Genomic DNA, 14366 nt, shown 5'->3' on the forward strand with positions numbered 1-14366 from the left:
TTTGTCATGGTTGATATTTAAGAAATGACATGTCGTGAACGCTGGCCGTTTTGAAGAAATAGATATCTGATTGTTGACAAACATCTGTTTAGCTGAACATACAACTATCGTGAGTATTCTTCTAATCGAGAGAGAAAAATCGGTGAGGGGTGTATGTGTAAGATCGTTTCGAGTCTACTAGTTGTTTTGGTGTTGTTAGTGTCATCTGTTGCAAGTGCGGATGAGTATGTCGTTATGTCCGGAGTTTACCCTCCATTTACTTTCAATAAAGGGCTTCGTGTCGGAGGTGTGTCGGTTGATACAATTGAAAGTATCATGAAGATGACGAGTACTCCGTTTCATCGGAAGAACATCAAATTAATGCCGCTGAAAAAAGCGTATGCCGATGCGGAGACTCTTCCGAAGAGGGTCATCTTGAATGTCCCTCGCACGCCTGAAGTTGAAGAGAAATTCAAATGGGTGGGGCCTGTTTATTTCCCTAAGTATGTCCTGATCGGTAAGAAGGGGAACGAGTACACCATCGCGACAACCGAAGATGTCGAAAAGTACCAAGTGGGGAGTATTCGCGGCAGTGATCCTTTAGATACCCTTATTGAAGAGGGCGTTGACCCAAAAAAGGTCAAGATGCACACGAGTTATGTGCAGCCCCTTCTTGAGTTGAAAGGGAAAAAGACCGATCTAATTGCTTACTCCAATCTGGAGACGGCCTATCTGATGCGTCAAATGCGGATTGACCCAAGAAAATACAAGGTGGCTTTTGTCTATAAAAAGGTGCCGCTCTATTTTGCTTTCAGCAAGGATACTGATGATGCCAAGATCAAGCTATACAACGATGCCTTGGCCAGTATCAAAGTCCCCATGGCTCATGGTGATACCGTGTTTCAAAAGAATCTGCGCAAGTATGTCCCGTATGGTGAAATTAAATAACGAGTCGGATAAATAACGGAAAAAGGGGAGTCTTGTATGAGGTTTCCCTTTTTTATTTGCTCTTGAGTTACATGCCACCAGTCATGGTCATGAAGCGAAACTTCCTCGCAACGGATGGTTTGGTTTTCCTATAGGCTCCGATAATGCTCTCCACTGTCTTGATCCTGTCTTCCGGTGCAGGGTGAGTCTTGGCGAAAGCCGCTTCTTCGGCCAAGCGCTTTTTCATGACCTGTAACATTTCGATGAAATAATTGGGGTCATAGCCCAAGCGTTGTAGTATCGTGACGGCGTCTTTGTCCGCTTCCTCTTCAAATTCTGTGGAGTATCCATTTTCGAGTAGCGTCGTGGTAATTGTCTCAGTGCCCGTGCCTAGTGTCTTGGCGAGGTTCTTCTCATTTTCAAGAAAGAATGTGGATGTGCCGGGGAGGGATTGTGTCCTCGCTGCTTGATTGATGACGCCCTTGCTCAGGGCTTGGAGCGGGTGTTTGCGTTGAACATGTGCTATCTCATGGGCTAGCGCTGCGGCCATGGCGTCTTCTGTTTTGCAGCATCGAAGCATGCCTTTGGTGACAAAGATAAAGCCTCCCGGTGCTGACATGGCGTTGATCTCGTCAGTATCAAGGATCATGAATTTGTAGCCGCCAAATGTTTCAGGGCGGTCGGATACTTTTGCCAGAGCTAATCCCATGACGTTCAAATACTTTTGCGCACGATCATGTTGGAGTGGAGAGTATTTCGTTAATATTGAAGCTGCCACAGCCCTGCCAAGGTAGTGCTCCTGTTGCGGGGTAATTTCCTGATACCCCGCTGGTTTTTTCGGGGGGGCTTTGTAGCTGTTTTTGATATCTTCAGTGTCCACCTTGAAACCACCGGGAAGGCCGATTTCAAATGCACTGGCAAGACCCGGGGCAAGCAGGATGGGAGTGGTCAGAAACAAGGCGCGGAGAAAGCTTCTACGTTTCATTAGATACCGCCTTTCCCAAGGCCGCCAGCCTTGATGAATTCATCGACTTCTTTGGGGGAGGCGCTTTCGGCGGCCATCTTGTCTACCAATGTATAATCAGCTTTGGTGGATTCTCGGTATTTATCTTCGGTCCTTTGATTGAAACCTTGTCCAGAGAGGATGAGGGTATCGGTTTGCTCTGCTGCTTGTACATCACTATTGGTAGGGCGAAGAATGATCTTCTGCTCGCTCAGCGCTGAGGAATGCATCCATCCGCTTTTGCCGGATTTGATGGAGGTGATACGACGCCATTCTCCCTCTTCGGCTTTAAGTTCTACAGCATCCCCATACGGCAGGGTGTCGGTTTGCTTTCCATAGAAGCCGGGCTTGCTTCTGAGTTGGCCGTTTTGAACCTGAACGCTGAGTTGTTGGCCTGCCCAGGCTGATGTTGCTGTCATTACGGTTACAGCTAGCCCAATAATATATTTGCTTATGCTTTTCATGAAGCATCCCTCCAATTTCAATGGCAACCTGAGTGTGGGGATTACCAGAAAAAAAGAAGGGATGCATCATTATGTTCGGTGAAGAATGGAGGTTACAAGCGCATTGAGGTCATGAACATGGGAGACTTGTCTGTTGCGGCGACAAAACCTTGTCGTTCGTAGAACCCGGCTTTGGTGTTGTAGGAAATCAGTAGCTTGGTCGGAACGTCCTGGTACGCCTCGGCCATTTGCTCAATGAGGAGTTTTCCAATCCCTTTGCCCTGGTATTCCGGACGAACCAGCAGATAATGAACGTAAGCGGCCATGTGTCCGTCTGATAAAACATTGATCAATCCGACGAGCTTGTCCCCATCCCAAGCAGTAAAAACCCCATGTGCTCCTTGGATGGCCTTCACCAGCTTTTCTGGATAATTCCCGGAATCCCAATCTACGGAGAGAAACAGGTCTTGTAGCTCCTGCTCGCATAACTCTTTGGTGTCACTGAAAGAAATAGACATATGTGCCTCCTTGTCATTCCTGTTGGAGGAAATCTATGGCTCCGTCTTCAATAGGTCCAATATATTGTTTGTTGAGATTAATACGGCACGTATATTGATAAAAGTGTGAATCTACACTATTTTGTGTTGACAACATCCCGCACTTTCTGCAAATTGACTTTCCAACGACGTGGGGCTGTAGCTCAGTTGGGAGAGCGCTTGAATGGCATTCAAGAGGTCGTGGGTTCAATTCCCTCCAGCTCCACCACTAGAAACTTAAGGACTTCAGATGTTTATCTGAAGTCCTTTTTCTTTTGTCTGGAACCGAAAAACGGTTTTGTGACCCAAATGTGTCCTATTTGGATTTTTTTGTGTTTTTATAATGTGCGGCAAGTCTGTCTTGCGCCGGATTGTGGATAAGGTTTTCAAGGTTGGTGTATCGTTCGGTCATTCGGGGATCATTGTGTCCGATCATGGCTGCTGCATGCTTCGTTGAACTGCCAGAGAGTACAATATTGGTGCAGTATGTGTGGCGCTGAACATGGAAGGTAATCTTTTTGTTGAATCCGCATGCCTTTCGAATGGTTCTCCAAGCATTATTGACATCCTTAAATCCAGTACCATCGAGTCGGCCGATAACATATTCGTCTCTGACTTTGATTCCACGTTTCTTTCGCATCTTTTCAACGTGTGCTTTTCGATTGAGTAAAGCCTCTCTTGTTCGAAGCATTATCGCGTGAATTCTGTCATGCTTGTTTTTGGTGCGAAAGAAGCTGATCGGCCTTGTTTCTTGAAAGTTCAGATCGATATGGGGTCATTTGAGGTTAAGTGCCTCTTGGCGAGCACAACCATGCGCGACGGCGATCATAATTGCCAAAAACATGTAATGGCGTGTTTTCTGATTAGCAGCATGTTCAAGCATGTTCTCGACTTCGCTGTCGGACCCTGTCTCTAACTCTCGCAGATAAACGCATTCGTATTTCAGCGACTTTCAGAGTCGTTCGATCATAACATTATCCATCCAACGCCCTCGGCCATCCATTGAGATGCGGATGCCAGCATCCTGCAAGGTTCTGATGAACTCATAACTGGTAAATTGGCTGCCTTCATCTGTGTTGAATATTTCAGGCACAATAGGGACTTTTCTTCAATGGTTATCTCAATATGAGCACCCGGTAGCCGTCCTTATTCGGTTGCTGCCATTCCGATCATTCCTGAATAGTTATACGTGCTGGTGTAAGTTCCTCAACCCCATCCTCAGTCTTGGTGCATTATTATAACGCCATGAAGTGGACATATTGTTTTTGAATGTGTTTATCTGATAATAGGTTTTTCTATTTGGGTGCGTTTAATTATAGGCGAATTGATCTGAGTTCAAAGAGGAGGCAGGCGTGAGTTCCAAAGAAAAGGTATCTAAGTCTGATGCAAAAGGTCAAAGATCGCTTGAAAGAAGTGTTTTAGAGGGAATTAACAATATTTTTCTTCAGGCTTTGACAGGCAATGATGAGGAAGAGTTGGCAAAGCTCTGCCTTCATACTTTGGAGAAGATAACGAACAGTGACTACGGCTTTATTGGAGAAATAAATCCTGTTGGTCGGTTCGATACAATTGCTGTGAGTAATCCGGGATGGGATGCGTGCGGTATCGATAGTTCCAAAGCTGGTTTACTGATTACAGATATGGATATTTCCGGGATTTGGGGAAAAGTCCTTAAAGATGGAAAATCATTGCTTACTAATGCTCCGAGCAAGCATCCATCAAGCTCAGGGCTCCCTCCGGAGCACCCTCCTTTAAATGCTTTTCTAGGCGTCCCCATGAAGCAAGGTGAATTAACTATTGGTATGATTTCACTGGCAAAAAAGAAGGGGCGATTTACAAAGAAAGATCAGGAAGCTGTTGAGTCGTTGGCCGTGGCTGTGAACCAAGCTCTTCACAGCAAACAAACCGAGAACAAATTGGCCGCTCAGGCACAAGAAATATTGGAGCTATCTACACCTGTCCTAAAGATCTGGGAGGGAATTGTAATAGCACCTTTGATCGGCAGTTTGGACAGTGAACGAACACGGCAGTTTATGGATCTCATCTTGTCGAGCATTGAGACCACCAATTCTTCCGTTGCATTGATAGATATTACCGGTGTTCCAATTCTGGATACGCAAACTGCGCAGCATATCATTGATACGATCGGAGCCTCTCGTCTCTTGGGAGCAGAAGTCATTCTCACAGGAGTTAGACCAGAAATAGCTAAGACGTTGGTGCATCTGGGGATCGACTTGTCTGAGGTGATTACGAGAGCTTCTCTTTCTGCGGGAATACGTGTGGGTTTGAAAAGGCTTGGCCTCGAAGTGCAGAGTATTCAGAGTCAGTAGTTTCTAACTTATATTTCTATTTCTAGGAGCGTGTTATGCAAATGTCGTTTTCCGAAACCCTAGCTCTCGATCGGCATCAAAAATTGCTGGAGGCCTTTTGTAAGGCTACCGGAATTGCCGGCGCCATCATTGATTTGGATGGGAATGTCATGGTGGGAGCCCAGTGGCAAAGAATTTGTACTGATTTTCATCGCAAAAACGAAGAGACATGCAAAAAGTGCATTGAATCCGATGTGATTTTAGCCAATCGACTTTCCAAGGATAAGAAATACACACTTTATGAGTGCAAGAATGGATTGATCGACGCCGCTGCCCCAATCATCGTTGAGGGAGAACATGTCGCCAATGCGTTTATCGGACAGTTTCTTACCGCTCCCCCTGATAAAGATAAATTTCGTGCCTTTGCTCGAAAATATGGCTTTGACTCAAAGGATTACTTGAAAGCGCTAAAGCATGTTCCAATCGTAGAAAAAAAGCGACTGCCTGATTTAACTAACTTCGTAAAATTATTTGCTGAAGTTGTTTCGGAATCCTACCTCGAACAAAGAGTTCAGAAGGAACAGGCAAAGGAGTTAGAAAAAAAGACCCAAGCTATTCAGGATTTATCAACTCCTGTTGTGAGAGTGTGGGACGGCATTGTGGCTGCCCCGCTTATCGGTTTGATGGACGGGGAACGCGCCGAACTACTCATGGAACGTTTTCTGGGGGCTATCGTGGAAACCAAGTCTCCCTTAGCGTTATTGGATATCACTGGTGTTCCGGATGTAGACACACAATCCGCACAATACTTCATAGATGCGGTTAATGCAGCAAACATGGTTGGCGCAGAAGTTATTCTGACCGGTGTGAGTCCATCGATAGCGCAAACTCTCATTCAACTTGGAATTGGCCTCAAAGGAATCAAGACCAGAAATTCCTTTGCTGACGGTTTGCGATTGGCTCTCTCCTTACAACAGAAGGAAAAAGCAGTTTTGTTGAGTGAGGGGGTCTAGAATGAATACAGCAACAGTTTCAATTGTTCGGATTAAAGGAGTGCTGCTTGTCACCTTGCCTCAAGATCCGCAAGATATGGTAATTGCGGAATTGCAAGATAACATCCTGAATCGGATGAGTGAACAGGATACGAAAGGTGTGATCCTCGATTTGTCCCAAGTAAGTACTCTGGATTCTTATTTTGCCAGAACGATTATTGAAACAGGCCAAATGGTCTCTCTAATGGGAGGTACTACGATTTTGGCCGGTATGCAGGTCGGTGTTGCTATTACGGCAACACAGCTTGGGTTGACTCTTGGTGCCATGCGTACGGCACTTGAAGTCGATAAGGCTCTCGATATGCTTAATAGTACAACCTCGGTCTCTTCGGAGGAATAATGTCTATAGATAATTTCCAAGACTATTCCGGTAAGATCGCAATTACTTCTGAAGTCGATATTGTCGCTGTGCGCAAAGAGATTCGGTCTGCCTGCCAACGCCTTGGATTTAATGACACAGACGTTACTCGTATAGTCACGGCGGCTTCCGAGTTAGCAAGAAATATTTATAAGTATGCGTCTCAAGGCAACATGCACTGGAAAAAGCTCAATCAAATAGGAAGAATTGGTGTTGAGTTGCTGTTTGAGGATAGGGGGCCTGGAATTAGGGATATTGACCTAGCAATGTCCCCAGGATTTACAACCTCTAGGGGGTTAGGGCTCGGTCTTCCTGGTGCTAAAAGGCTTATGGATGAGATAGATGTTGAGTCGACTCCAGGTGTCGGTACGAATGTTGTTATTCGTAAGTGGCTAAAAGGAAGAATAGTCTCTTCGCCGCAAGCTGCTTAGCTTTCTACAAGGAATCTTGTTGTGTCTATGGATCGTACTTGCCCCAAAACTGAACACGTAATTGTTGAGAATTCGGCCGACGTGCACTGGGCTGTTAGCAAAGTAAAAAAGATTGCTCGAGAGATTGGTTTCGATGCGACTGAACAAGAGGAACTGGTGGTGTGCGCCAAGGAGTTGGCGATGAACATGGTTCTTCATGCCGAAGGTGGAATCTTAAGTATCAGAGTCAAATGTGAACTCATGGATTGGGAGATTGAATTTACTGCAAAAGATAATGGGCCAGGACTTAGAAGTATTGATGAAGCTATCGCTGATGGGCTCTCTTCTCGAGGCGGGCTTGGAATCGGACTTGGCACACTGAACAGATTCATGGATTCATTGGATTTGTTGCCAGTCCCAGAGGGTCAGTCTGGTACCAGGATACGATGTACTAGAAAGCTGAAGAAACGAGAACGATACGCTGTTTCAGGCCCTTTGGATGTTGGAGTCGCAAGTAGGCCATGCCCAGGCTTCAACCTTAATGGTGACAGCTATGTAGTGCGCATAATTGATAACAGGCTGATGGTTTGCGTTATCGATGGGTTGGGGCATGGACAGTTCGCGCATAAGGCTGCAAGTGCGGCCCAAAAGTATGTCGAAGATCATGTCCATTTGGAGATAGAAGCACTGTTTAAAGGCGTGGACAGAAGTTGCAGGGCTACACGTGGTGTCGTTATGGCCCTGGCATTAATTGATTGGGAACGGAACAGTATCTCCTTGGCCGGTGTCGGAAATATTGAAGTGAGATATCGTGGAAGCAATCCAGGCTTTTCCTATGTTTTCAAGAGGGGCTTTTTGGGGGCAGGTGTTGGACGAGTTTCCATCTCTGAACATGTATGGGAAGCAAATGATCTTCTTATAATGCACTCAGATGGGATCTCCAGCAAATGGAGTTTGGAAGATGATCCGACCATAAGTCTGCTCTCGGCAAAACAGATGGCATTAGCGCTTCTTAGGAATTATGGAAGAGATAATGATGATGCCACAATTCTCATAGTTAAAAAGGCAGACGGAGCAGATACAACAAAACGTTAAGCTCGAGAAGGATTCGATATGTCAGTTGGAAATTCGGCCAGCAGCCATTCAGAACTCTCGCGGTTGAAAAGAGAGCTCAATGAGGTGCATGAAGAATTGGCAAAAACCAACTCTGAATTGCTGCAATTGACATTAGAGCTAGACGATAGGGTCAACGAACGTACAAAGGAGTTAAGAGAATCCGAGTCTGAACTCCGCATGCATCGTGACCATTTGGAAGACTTGGTCAAGGAGAGAACGATAGAGTTGAATGATGCAAATCAGAGGCTATCGGTTTCCCTAAATGAACTTAAAGTCTCTGAAGAGCGTTATCATAGTTTGGTCAAAACAATTCCTGATGTTGTTTATCAAGTCTCTCCATCTGGGCATTTTACCTTCGTAAACGAGGCCGTTGCTAGGCTTGGCTATACTCAGGAAGAATTAATTGGTGAGCATTTCAAGACTCTTTTCTATCCTATTGAGAGCAAAAGTATTTCAAGAGAGGGGATACTTGAGGAAACTGAACTTTTAGAGAGACAAGATGACTATAGTCCCAAGATAGTCGATGAGCGTCGTACAGGTGCTCGTATGACTTGTGGACTCGTTGTTGGACTAAAATCAAAGGATAGTAGTTCTGTCCAGCCAGCAGAATTAATAGGGCTATCCGGTGATGATGTTATCGCTGAGATAAATGCTGCTGGGCTTTATCGGGGCAGTAGTGGAACAGTGACAAGGACCTTTATCGGCACTGTTGGAGTAGTTCGTGACATCACAGAAAGAAAAAAGATGGAGAAGCAACTTTCTGAAATAAATGAAGAGTTGGAGATGAAAGTTGAGGTTCGCACAAGGGAGCTCAATGCTTCGAATGAGCATCTACTGACTGAAATTGCTGAACGAAAAAAAGTCAGTGAACATTTGGCTGAATCAGAAAAGATCTTAAGGGCGGTTTTGAATGGAATGGGAGCTGGAGTTTTCTTTGTAGATCCTGCAAATTATTCTATTATATATGTTAATACAACTGGCCAGAAGATGCTTGATATGACGCGCCCTGAAATATTGGGCAGAAAATGTTGTGATCTCATATGTCCTGGTAAGAAAGCGGTACCGGGTAAAAAGTGTAGTATTTATATGACCAAGATGCTGAATAAAGAACAGCAATTGTCTTTACCTGACGGTACTGTCATTCCAGTTATGAAGCATGTTCTTCCTTTGCGGATAAAGGATCAAAACATTCATGTCGAAATCATTTTTGATGTGACAGAGAAGAAATCTCTGGAACGACAGTTAGCTTATGCCCAAAAGCTAGAGTCCGTGGGGCAATTGGCCGCTGGAATTGCGCATGAAATCAACACTCCGATTCAGTACATTGGCGGCAATGTTACCTTTTTGAAGTCCGTTATCGAAAGTTTTGCGAATTGCATGGAAAAGTACGAAGACTTGAGCAGTGCGGTTGTTGAGGAACAAGATGTTGTCAAAGTCGCTTCAGAACTAGTTAACTTAGTGGATAAGGTTGCTTTGATAGATGATATTACTGAGTCAAAGGCAGCCATTGATGACATTCTTGAAGGAGTCGGACGCGTTTCCACTATAGTTACTGCAATGAAGAAGTTCTCACACCCTGACCTTGAGGACCGTAAAGCCATTGATGTGAATGCGGCCATTGAGAACACCATTATTGTCGCTCGAAACGAGTGGAAATATTGTTCGGAGATTGAGACGGAATATTCTCAGGATTTGCCATTGCTGATGTTTGTCCCTGGAGATTTGAATCAGGCTATCTTGAATATTATCGTTAATGCAGCCCATGCCAACGCTTCAAAGTGCTCAGATTGCGGTGAAAAAGGGATTATAAGAATTTCTACCAAACATGAAGATGACACGATTGCCATATCTATTATGGATACGGGAATAGGAATTGCCCCCGAGAACTATGGGAAAATATTTGACCCCTTCTTCACAACCAAAGACGTCGGCTACGGTACAGGGCAAGGCTTGGCTATAACGCACGCTGTTATTCAGAAGCATGGTGGCGAAATTGCATTTGAATCGGAGTTGGGGGTTGGTACAACATTTACCCTTAAACTACCGATTGAAGCTGAGTAGATAGGCTTGCTACATGGGAAAGTGAAAGTAGCACTTGGTCCTATCGATCATAGTTCCCAAAAGAGTGATGTGAGTTGATAGGAGGCAGAGCGCTCATGGCAATCTTTCTTTGAATTGCAATGAGCCTTTGTCAATCGTCTTATGCGGGATTCGATATTGAGTTTTCCTCTTTGAAATTACATGTTAGTAATGAATCAAGAACTAGTGATAGGGAGTTGAATGGATTGTCGAAAGGGATGATGCAATATGAACCAATCGCCATCTATCTCGTTTGAGAGAGTATGCGGTTATCCATTTCACTTTAGAAGAAGACTGTATGTCTAAAATTGTTTTTCCCCAAGTTGGGTGAGCATGCACACGAACCTGTGCAGTTGAAGAACAGCGCAAAGTGATTTCAAAGTGCAAGGTTCTATCAGGAGGATATCGATACCAATGAAATCAAGGCTCTTATCGCAAGCTGGTTGCTTACTCACATCCTAGGGAGTGATATGAAGATTAAGCAATACTTGGAAGAAAAAGCGGAATAATCGGGTAGGGGTAGTCGATTCATTGATGCGGGGGCAAGGGCAAAGGAGAATCTGGGGCGGTCATGATCTGGAAAAAACGGCGATTCATATACTTAGTACTTATAATGGTAGCTTTGGTGGTAGCTGTATCTTTTTTTAACAGCTACTACATGTATCAAATGTCCATCTCTGAGCAGCGGGCCCGTCTATCTGAATTGGTGGGTGTCCAAAAAAATGTCATCGCGGAAATAGGTGTGCGCTTATGGGCATCCACAGATATAGATGAGCATGGAGTTATCGATCTTCTCGTGCGTTCCCACTCGCTTTTCATGGAGAAAGATTCCAAAGTAGAATTCATAGTTGCAAAACGTGAAGGAGGCTTCATAAGCTTCCTAAGTCTAAATGGCAAAGCTGTGCCCTCCGATAGCCCGATGGCTAAAATCCCTTTTGACTCAGGTTTAGCCATACCTATGAAGCATGCCCTTTTACGACAAGTGGGAACAATTATTGCCGACGACTATGACACCACTGAAGTTTTGGCTGCTTATAACTACGTAACATTAAGAAATACTACTCTGGGTATTGTTGCAAAGGTTGATTTAGAAGAAGTCAAAGCGCCTTTTATGGAGGCAAACATAATCGTTTTGGGAGTTGGTAGTTTTCTTACTTTGATCGGAGTTTGGCTGTTCTTGAGGATAAGCGAGCCGATCATAAGAGCCCTTCAGCAAAGTGAGCAGCAATATCGTGGGCTGGTTGAGAATGCTGATAGTTTGATTATTCGAATCGACAGTAATGGTAATATTACTTACGCGAATAACTATGCTCAAAATTATTTTGCAGTTGATTCAGTCGTTGGAATCCCGATGTATCAGTTGTTTGAAGAAGAGGTGAGCACTCCTTCGATTTTTGGAATAGCTGAATTTTTATCAGAAAGGACCAGCCTTAATCCTACTCAAATTGCCAAGAGTAAAAATGAGTTTGCTTATGTCTCGTGGACTGTGAAGTTGTTTGAATCACAAACTCCCGAGTTGCTGTGTATTGGTATTGATGTGACCAATGAGCATCTTGCTCGCCAAGCACAGAAAGAATCGCAGGAACGATTCAGGGCTCTGGCAAAAGCTGCACCAGTAGGAATTGTCATTACAGATCTGATGGGCAATCTAATGTATGCAAATGAGAAGATGCAGGAACTTACACGGGCTTCTACCGTTGAGCTTGCTGGGGTTGGCTGGCTCCAGTTTATTGAAAGAGGCCTGAGGGATGAAATCATTCGAGAATGGTTTACTCAAAATAATATTAAGCAGCGTTATGAGTTCCAATTGACGAACCTAAAAGGGGATGAACTGTGGATTCTTGGTCAGATCGTTGATTTGGAGAATGCACATAGTGAGACTGTCGGAAAGTTGGTAGCCCTCACTGACATCACCCGGATAAAAGAGGCTGATGTTGCCCGTAGTCGTCTCACTGCGGCTATCGAACAGGCTGCAGAAATGATCATAATCACCGATCTTGATGGAACAATCTCATATGTCAATCCCGCTTTTGAACAGGTTTCGGGTTATAGCAAGGAAGAAGTTTTAGGAAAGAATCCACGAATCCTTAATAGTGGTGAGCACAAGAGAGATTTTTATATTGGGTTATGGGAAACACTTGTTGCTGATGAAATCTGGACTGGTAGGTTTATTAATAGGCGGAAAAATGGCGAACGTTACACCCAAGAGTCAACTATTGGCCCAGTTAAGAACGACAACGGAGAACGAATCGGCTATGTCGGAGTAGCCCGAGATATTTCTGAGCAACTCGTTATTGAAGCCCGCTTACGCCAATCTCAGAAACTCGAGTCAATAGGGGAACTCGCAGCCGGAATTGCTCATGAAATCAATACTCCCACTCAGTATGTTACAAGTAACTTGCAGTTTTTTGAGGATTCATTCGCGAAATATTCAGGGATGATCGAAAAGACTCAAAAGTTGATACTACTTATTAAAAATAGAGAGTTGGGCGGAAGCGAATCAGAAATTCTTGAGTATGCTGAAAAGATTATTGATGATCAGGAAGTGGAGTTCCTCAAGGAAGACCTCCCCAATGCACTGCAAGAGTCAGAGTCAGGGTTGAAGCGTATTTCGGAGATCGTACAATCGATCAAGCAACTGGCGCATCCTGGCGAAGTCAAAAAGAGCTTTTGGAGCTTAAATGAGATAGTTAGAGACGCCGTTACAGTCGCGACCAACGAGTGGAAGTATTCTGCAATTATCAATTATGATTTAGATGAACAATTAGATCACATTTATTGCCTCAAAGCAGAGGTCGGACAAGTAATCTTAAATGTAGTCGTTAATGCAGCCCACGCGATTGAAGCGGTTCGAGATATTGACGATGAACTGGGCTCTATCTCAATAAAAACCTATTCCGAAAGAGATTTAGCTGTGTTGGAAATATCAGATACAGGATCTGGTATCCCAGAGGAACTACTCGATAGAATCTTTGACCCGTTCTTTACAACTAAGGAGGTTGGTAAGGGGACTGGGCAAGGGTTGGCGATAGCTCATAATGTCGTGACGAACCTTCACAACGGAAGTATTGAAGTCTTGAGCACCGTGGGTGAAGGAAGTACTTTTGTCATCAAGCTTCCTTTTGAAGATAAAGACTAAAATGCTTCTTCAGAGTATATGTTCTCTTCCTGGAGTATGGAAATCCCTGATTCTGCGCATTGAACATCAAAACAAGATCCTTTCATTTCATTGAGAAAACGAATGGCCTCATTTGCTCCAAGAATTTTGCGATATGGTCTGTGGGTCATTATAGCATCAATAACATCAGCGACAGAAAGAATTTTCGATTCAATTAATATGCTCTCTTTGGTGATGCCATTGGGGTAGCCTGAACCGTCAAGGCGTTCATGGTGCTCGACGATTATCCTGGATATTGGCCATTCCGTATCCAAGGTCTGGAATATGTCCGCTCCGACAAGAGGATGAGCTTTAATCAGCGCAAATTCTGCATCGTTTAGTGTGCCAGGCTTATTTAGAATACCTGCCGGTACGGCTATCTTACCAATATCATGAACTCGGGCAGCCAGTTCCAATCCATGTATTTTTTCTTCGGGCAAGTTTATTCTTTCAGCTATCAAAACAGCTAATTTTGAGGTCCGTTCCATGTGCCCTGCGGTATAGGGGTCTCGGAATTCAACTAGACGGGTAAAAGCCTGAAGGGTTCCTTCCAGACCATCGTTTAAACGGCGCATAATTGCTAGTTCTTGAGAGGCCTGGGTCATCTTGAACTGGTCTATGCCTGCAATGATTGCATTGGTAAGGTCTTCAATAGCACAGGGCTTTGTAAGAAAACGGAAGATATCACCTCGGTTGACGACACTGATTGCCATTTCCAGGTCAGCATAACCTGTCAGGACCATACGAATCGTTGACGGATAAAGCTCCTTGATTTTTCCTAGCAGTTCAATACCGCTCATGGTTGGCATTTTAATATCGGTTACAGCGACAACGAAAGGTCCTTCTTTCTCTAGTTTTTCGAGGGCCGCTTCACCACCTAAGGCCGTATGCACATCGAATACATTGCGCAACAATCTGCGATGACTATCCAGAAGGTTGGCTTCATCGTCGACCATGAGCACTTTGTGTCGGGAATAATCTTTATTCATCATTGTTA

Annotated in this window: 13 protein-coding genes, 1 tRNA gene and 1 pseudogene; 9 read left to right on the plus strand and 6 right to left on the minus strand. The window is 44.4% G+C overall.

Annotated features, from left to right (window positions below):
- Positions 1-153: 153 nt before the first annotated feature.
- Positions 154-927, plus strand: coding sequence for an ABC transporter substrate-binding protein (locus HFN16_RS12475; RefSeq protein WP_168891069.1), 774 nt, complete (start codon positions 154-156; stop codon positions 925-927).
- Between the two features lie 67 nt (positions 928-994).
- Here the strand turns inward: HFN16_RS12475 and HFN16_RS12480 are convergent, their stop codons facing one another.
- The 3 genes from HFN16_RS12480 to HFN16_RS12490 all read right to left on the minus strand — a co-directional run bounded on the left by HFN16_RS12480 (position 995) and on the right by HFN16_RS12490 (position 2870).
- A complete protein-coding gene (locus HFN16_RS12480) occupies positions 995-1891 on the minus strand; it encodes a M48 family metallopeptidase (protein ID WP_168891070.1) in 897 nt (298 codons plus the stop codon).
- Entirely contained in the window at positions 1891-2373 is a 483-nt protein-coding gene (locus tag HFN16_RS12485) for an SH3 domain-containing protein (RefSeq protein WP_168891071.1), read from the minus strand. Before HFN16_RS12485 ends, HFN16_RS12480 begins: the two co-directional genes overlap by 1 nt.
- A gap of 92 nt (positions 2374-2465) precedes the next feature.
- Positions 2466-2870, minus strand: a complete 405-nt coding sequence (locus HFN16_RS12490; protein ID WP_168891072.1) for a GNAT family N-acetyltransferase — start codon at positions 2868-2870, stop codon at positions 2466-2468.
- Between the two features lie 171 nt (positions 2871-3041).
- On the opposite strand from HFN16_RS12490, the gene HFN16_RS12495 reads away from it, so the two are divergent.
- A tRNA-Ala gene (locus HFN16_RS12495) sits at positions 3042-3117 on the plus strand.
- 87 nt (positions 3118-3204) lie between these two features.
- Here the strand turns inward: HFN16_RS12495 and HFN16_RS12500 are convergent.
- Both HFN16_RS12500 and HFN16_RS12505 read right to left on the minus strand, forming a co-directional pair.
- Complete coding sequence (locus HFN16_RS12500; RefSeq protein ID WP_168892354.1) at positions 3205-3579, minus strand: tyrosine-type recombinase/integrase; 375 nt, start codon at positions 3577-3579, stop codon at positions 3205-3207.
- Positions 3580-3843: 264 nt separating this feature from the next.
- A pseudogene (locus HFN16_RS12505) lies at positions 3844-3978 on the minus strand (IS3 family transposase); the annotation flags it as partial.
- A gap of 262 nt (positions 3979-4240) precedes the next feature.
- On the opposite strand from HFN16_RS12505, the gene HFN16_RS12510 reads away from it, so the two are divergent.
- The 7 genes from HFN16_RS12510 to HFN16_RS12540 all read left to right on the plus strand — a co-directional run bounded on the left by HFN16_RS12510 (position 4241) and on the right by HFN16_RS12540 (position 13351).
- Positions 4241-5218, plus strand: coding sequence for a GAF domain-containing protein (locus HFN16_RS12510; protein WP_168891073.1), 978 nt, complete (start codon positions 4241-4243; stop codon positions 5216-5218).
- A gap of 35 nt (positions 5219-5253) precedes the next feature.
- Positions 5254-6210 (plus strand): PocR ligand-binding domain-containing protein, encoded by a 957-nt coding sequence (locus HFN16_RS12515; RefSeq protein WP_168891074.1) that lies wholly within the window; start codon positions 5254-5256, stop codon positions 6208-6210.
- A gap of 1 nt (position 6211) precedes the next feature.
- Entirely contained in the window at positions 6212-6589 is a 378-nt protein-coding gene (locus HFN16_RS12520) for an STAS domain-containing protein (protein WP_168891075.1), read from the plus strand.
- Positions 6589-7038, plus strand: coding sequence for an anti-sigma regulatory factor (locus HFN16_RS12525; protein WP_168891076.1), 450 nt, complete (start codon positions 6589-6591; stop codon positions 7036-7038). Before HFN16_RS12520 ends, HFN16_RS12525 begins: the two co-directional genes overlap by 1 nt.
- Before the next feature lie 27 nt (positions 7039-7065).
- Positions 7066-8112, plus strand: a complete 1047-nt coding sequence (locus HFN16_RS12530) for an ATP-binding protein (protein ID WP_247648504.1) — start codon at positions 7066-7068, stop codon at positions 8110-8112.
- 18 nt (positions 8113-8130) lie between these two features.
- Positions 8131-10194: a PAS domain S-box protein gene (locus tag HFN16_RS12535; RefSeq protein WP_168891078.1), complete on the plus strand. Its 2064-nt coding sequence runs from the start codon at positions 8131-8133 to the stop codon at positions 10192-10194.
- Between the two features lie 589 nt (positions 10195-10783).
- Complete coding sequence (locus tag HFN16_RS12540; RefSeq protein ID WP_168891079.1) at positions 10784-13351, plus strand: PAS domain-containing sensor histidine kinase; 2568 nt, start codon at positions 10784-10786, stop codon at positions 13349-13351.
- Here the strand turns inward: HFN16_RS12540 and HFN16_RS12545 are convergent.
- Positions 13348-14361, minus strand: a complete 1014-nt coding sequence (locus tag HFN16_RS12545) for an HD domain-containing phosphohydrolase (protein ID WP_168891080.1) — start codon at positions 14359-14361, stop codon at positions 13348-13350. The genes HFN16_RS12540 and HFN16_RS12545 overlap by 4 nt on opposite strands.
- Between the last annotated feature and the right edge of the window lie 5 nt (positions 14362-14366).

Source organism: Pseudodesulfovibrio sp. zrk46, from assembly GCF_012516435.1.
GTDB lineage: Bacteria > Desulfobacterota > Desulfovibrionia > Desulfovibrionales > Desulfovibrionaceae > Pseudodesulfovibrio.

Excerpts from the sequence above, each read along its gene's own strand:
- HFN16_RS12475 (WP_168891069.1), top strand. The coding sequence starts at position 154 with ATGTGTAAGATCGTTTCGAGTCTACTAGTTGTTTTGGTGTTGTTAGTG.
- HFN16_RS12480 (WP_168891070.1), bottom strand. The coding sequence starts at position 1,891 with ATGAAACGTAGAAGCTTTCTCCGCGCCTTGTTTCTGACCACTCCCATC.
- HFN16_RS12485 (WP_168891071.1), bottom strand. The coding sequence starts at position 2,373 with ATGAAAAGCATAAGCAAATATATTATTGGGCTAGCTGTAACCGTAATG.
- HFN16_RS12490 (WP_168891072.1), bottom strand. The coding sequence starts at position 2,870 with ATGTCTATTTCTTTCAGTGACACCAAAGAGTTATGCGAGCAGGAGCTA.
- HFN16_RS12500 (WP_168892354.1), bottom strand. The coding sequence starts at position 3,579 with ATGCTTCGAACAAGAGAGGCTTTACTCAATCGAAAAGCACACGTTGAA.
- HFN16_RS12515 (WP_168891074.1), top strand. The coding sequence starts at position 5,254 with ATGCAAATGTCGTTTTCCGAAACCCTAGCTCTCGATCGGCATCAAAAA.
- HFN16_RS12520 (WP_168891075.1), top strand. The coding sequence starts at position 6,212 with ATGAATACAGCAACAGTTTCAATTGTTCGGATTAAAGGAGTGCTGCTT.
- HFN16_RS12525 (WP_168891076.1), top strand. The coding sequence starts at position 6,589 with ATGTCTATAGATAATTTCCAAGACTATTCCGGTAAGATCGCAATTACT.
- HFN16_RS12530 (WP_247648504.1), top strand. The coding sequence starts at position 7,066 with ATGGATCGTACTTGCCCCAAAACTGAACACGTAATTGTTGAGAATTCG.
- HFN16_RS12535 (WP_168891078.1), top strand. The coding sequence starts at position 8,131 with ATGTCAGTTGGAAATTCGGCCAGCAGCCATTCAGAACTCTCGCGGTTG.
- HFN16_RS12540 (WP_168891079.1), top strand. The coding sequence starts at position 10,784 with ATGATCTGGAAAAAACGGCGATTCATATACTTAGTACTTATAATGGTA.
- HFN16_RS12545 (WP_168891080.1), bottom strand. The coding sequence starts at position 14,361 with ATGATGAATAAAGATTATTCCCGACACAAAGTGCTCATGGTCGACGAT.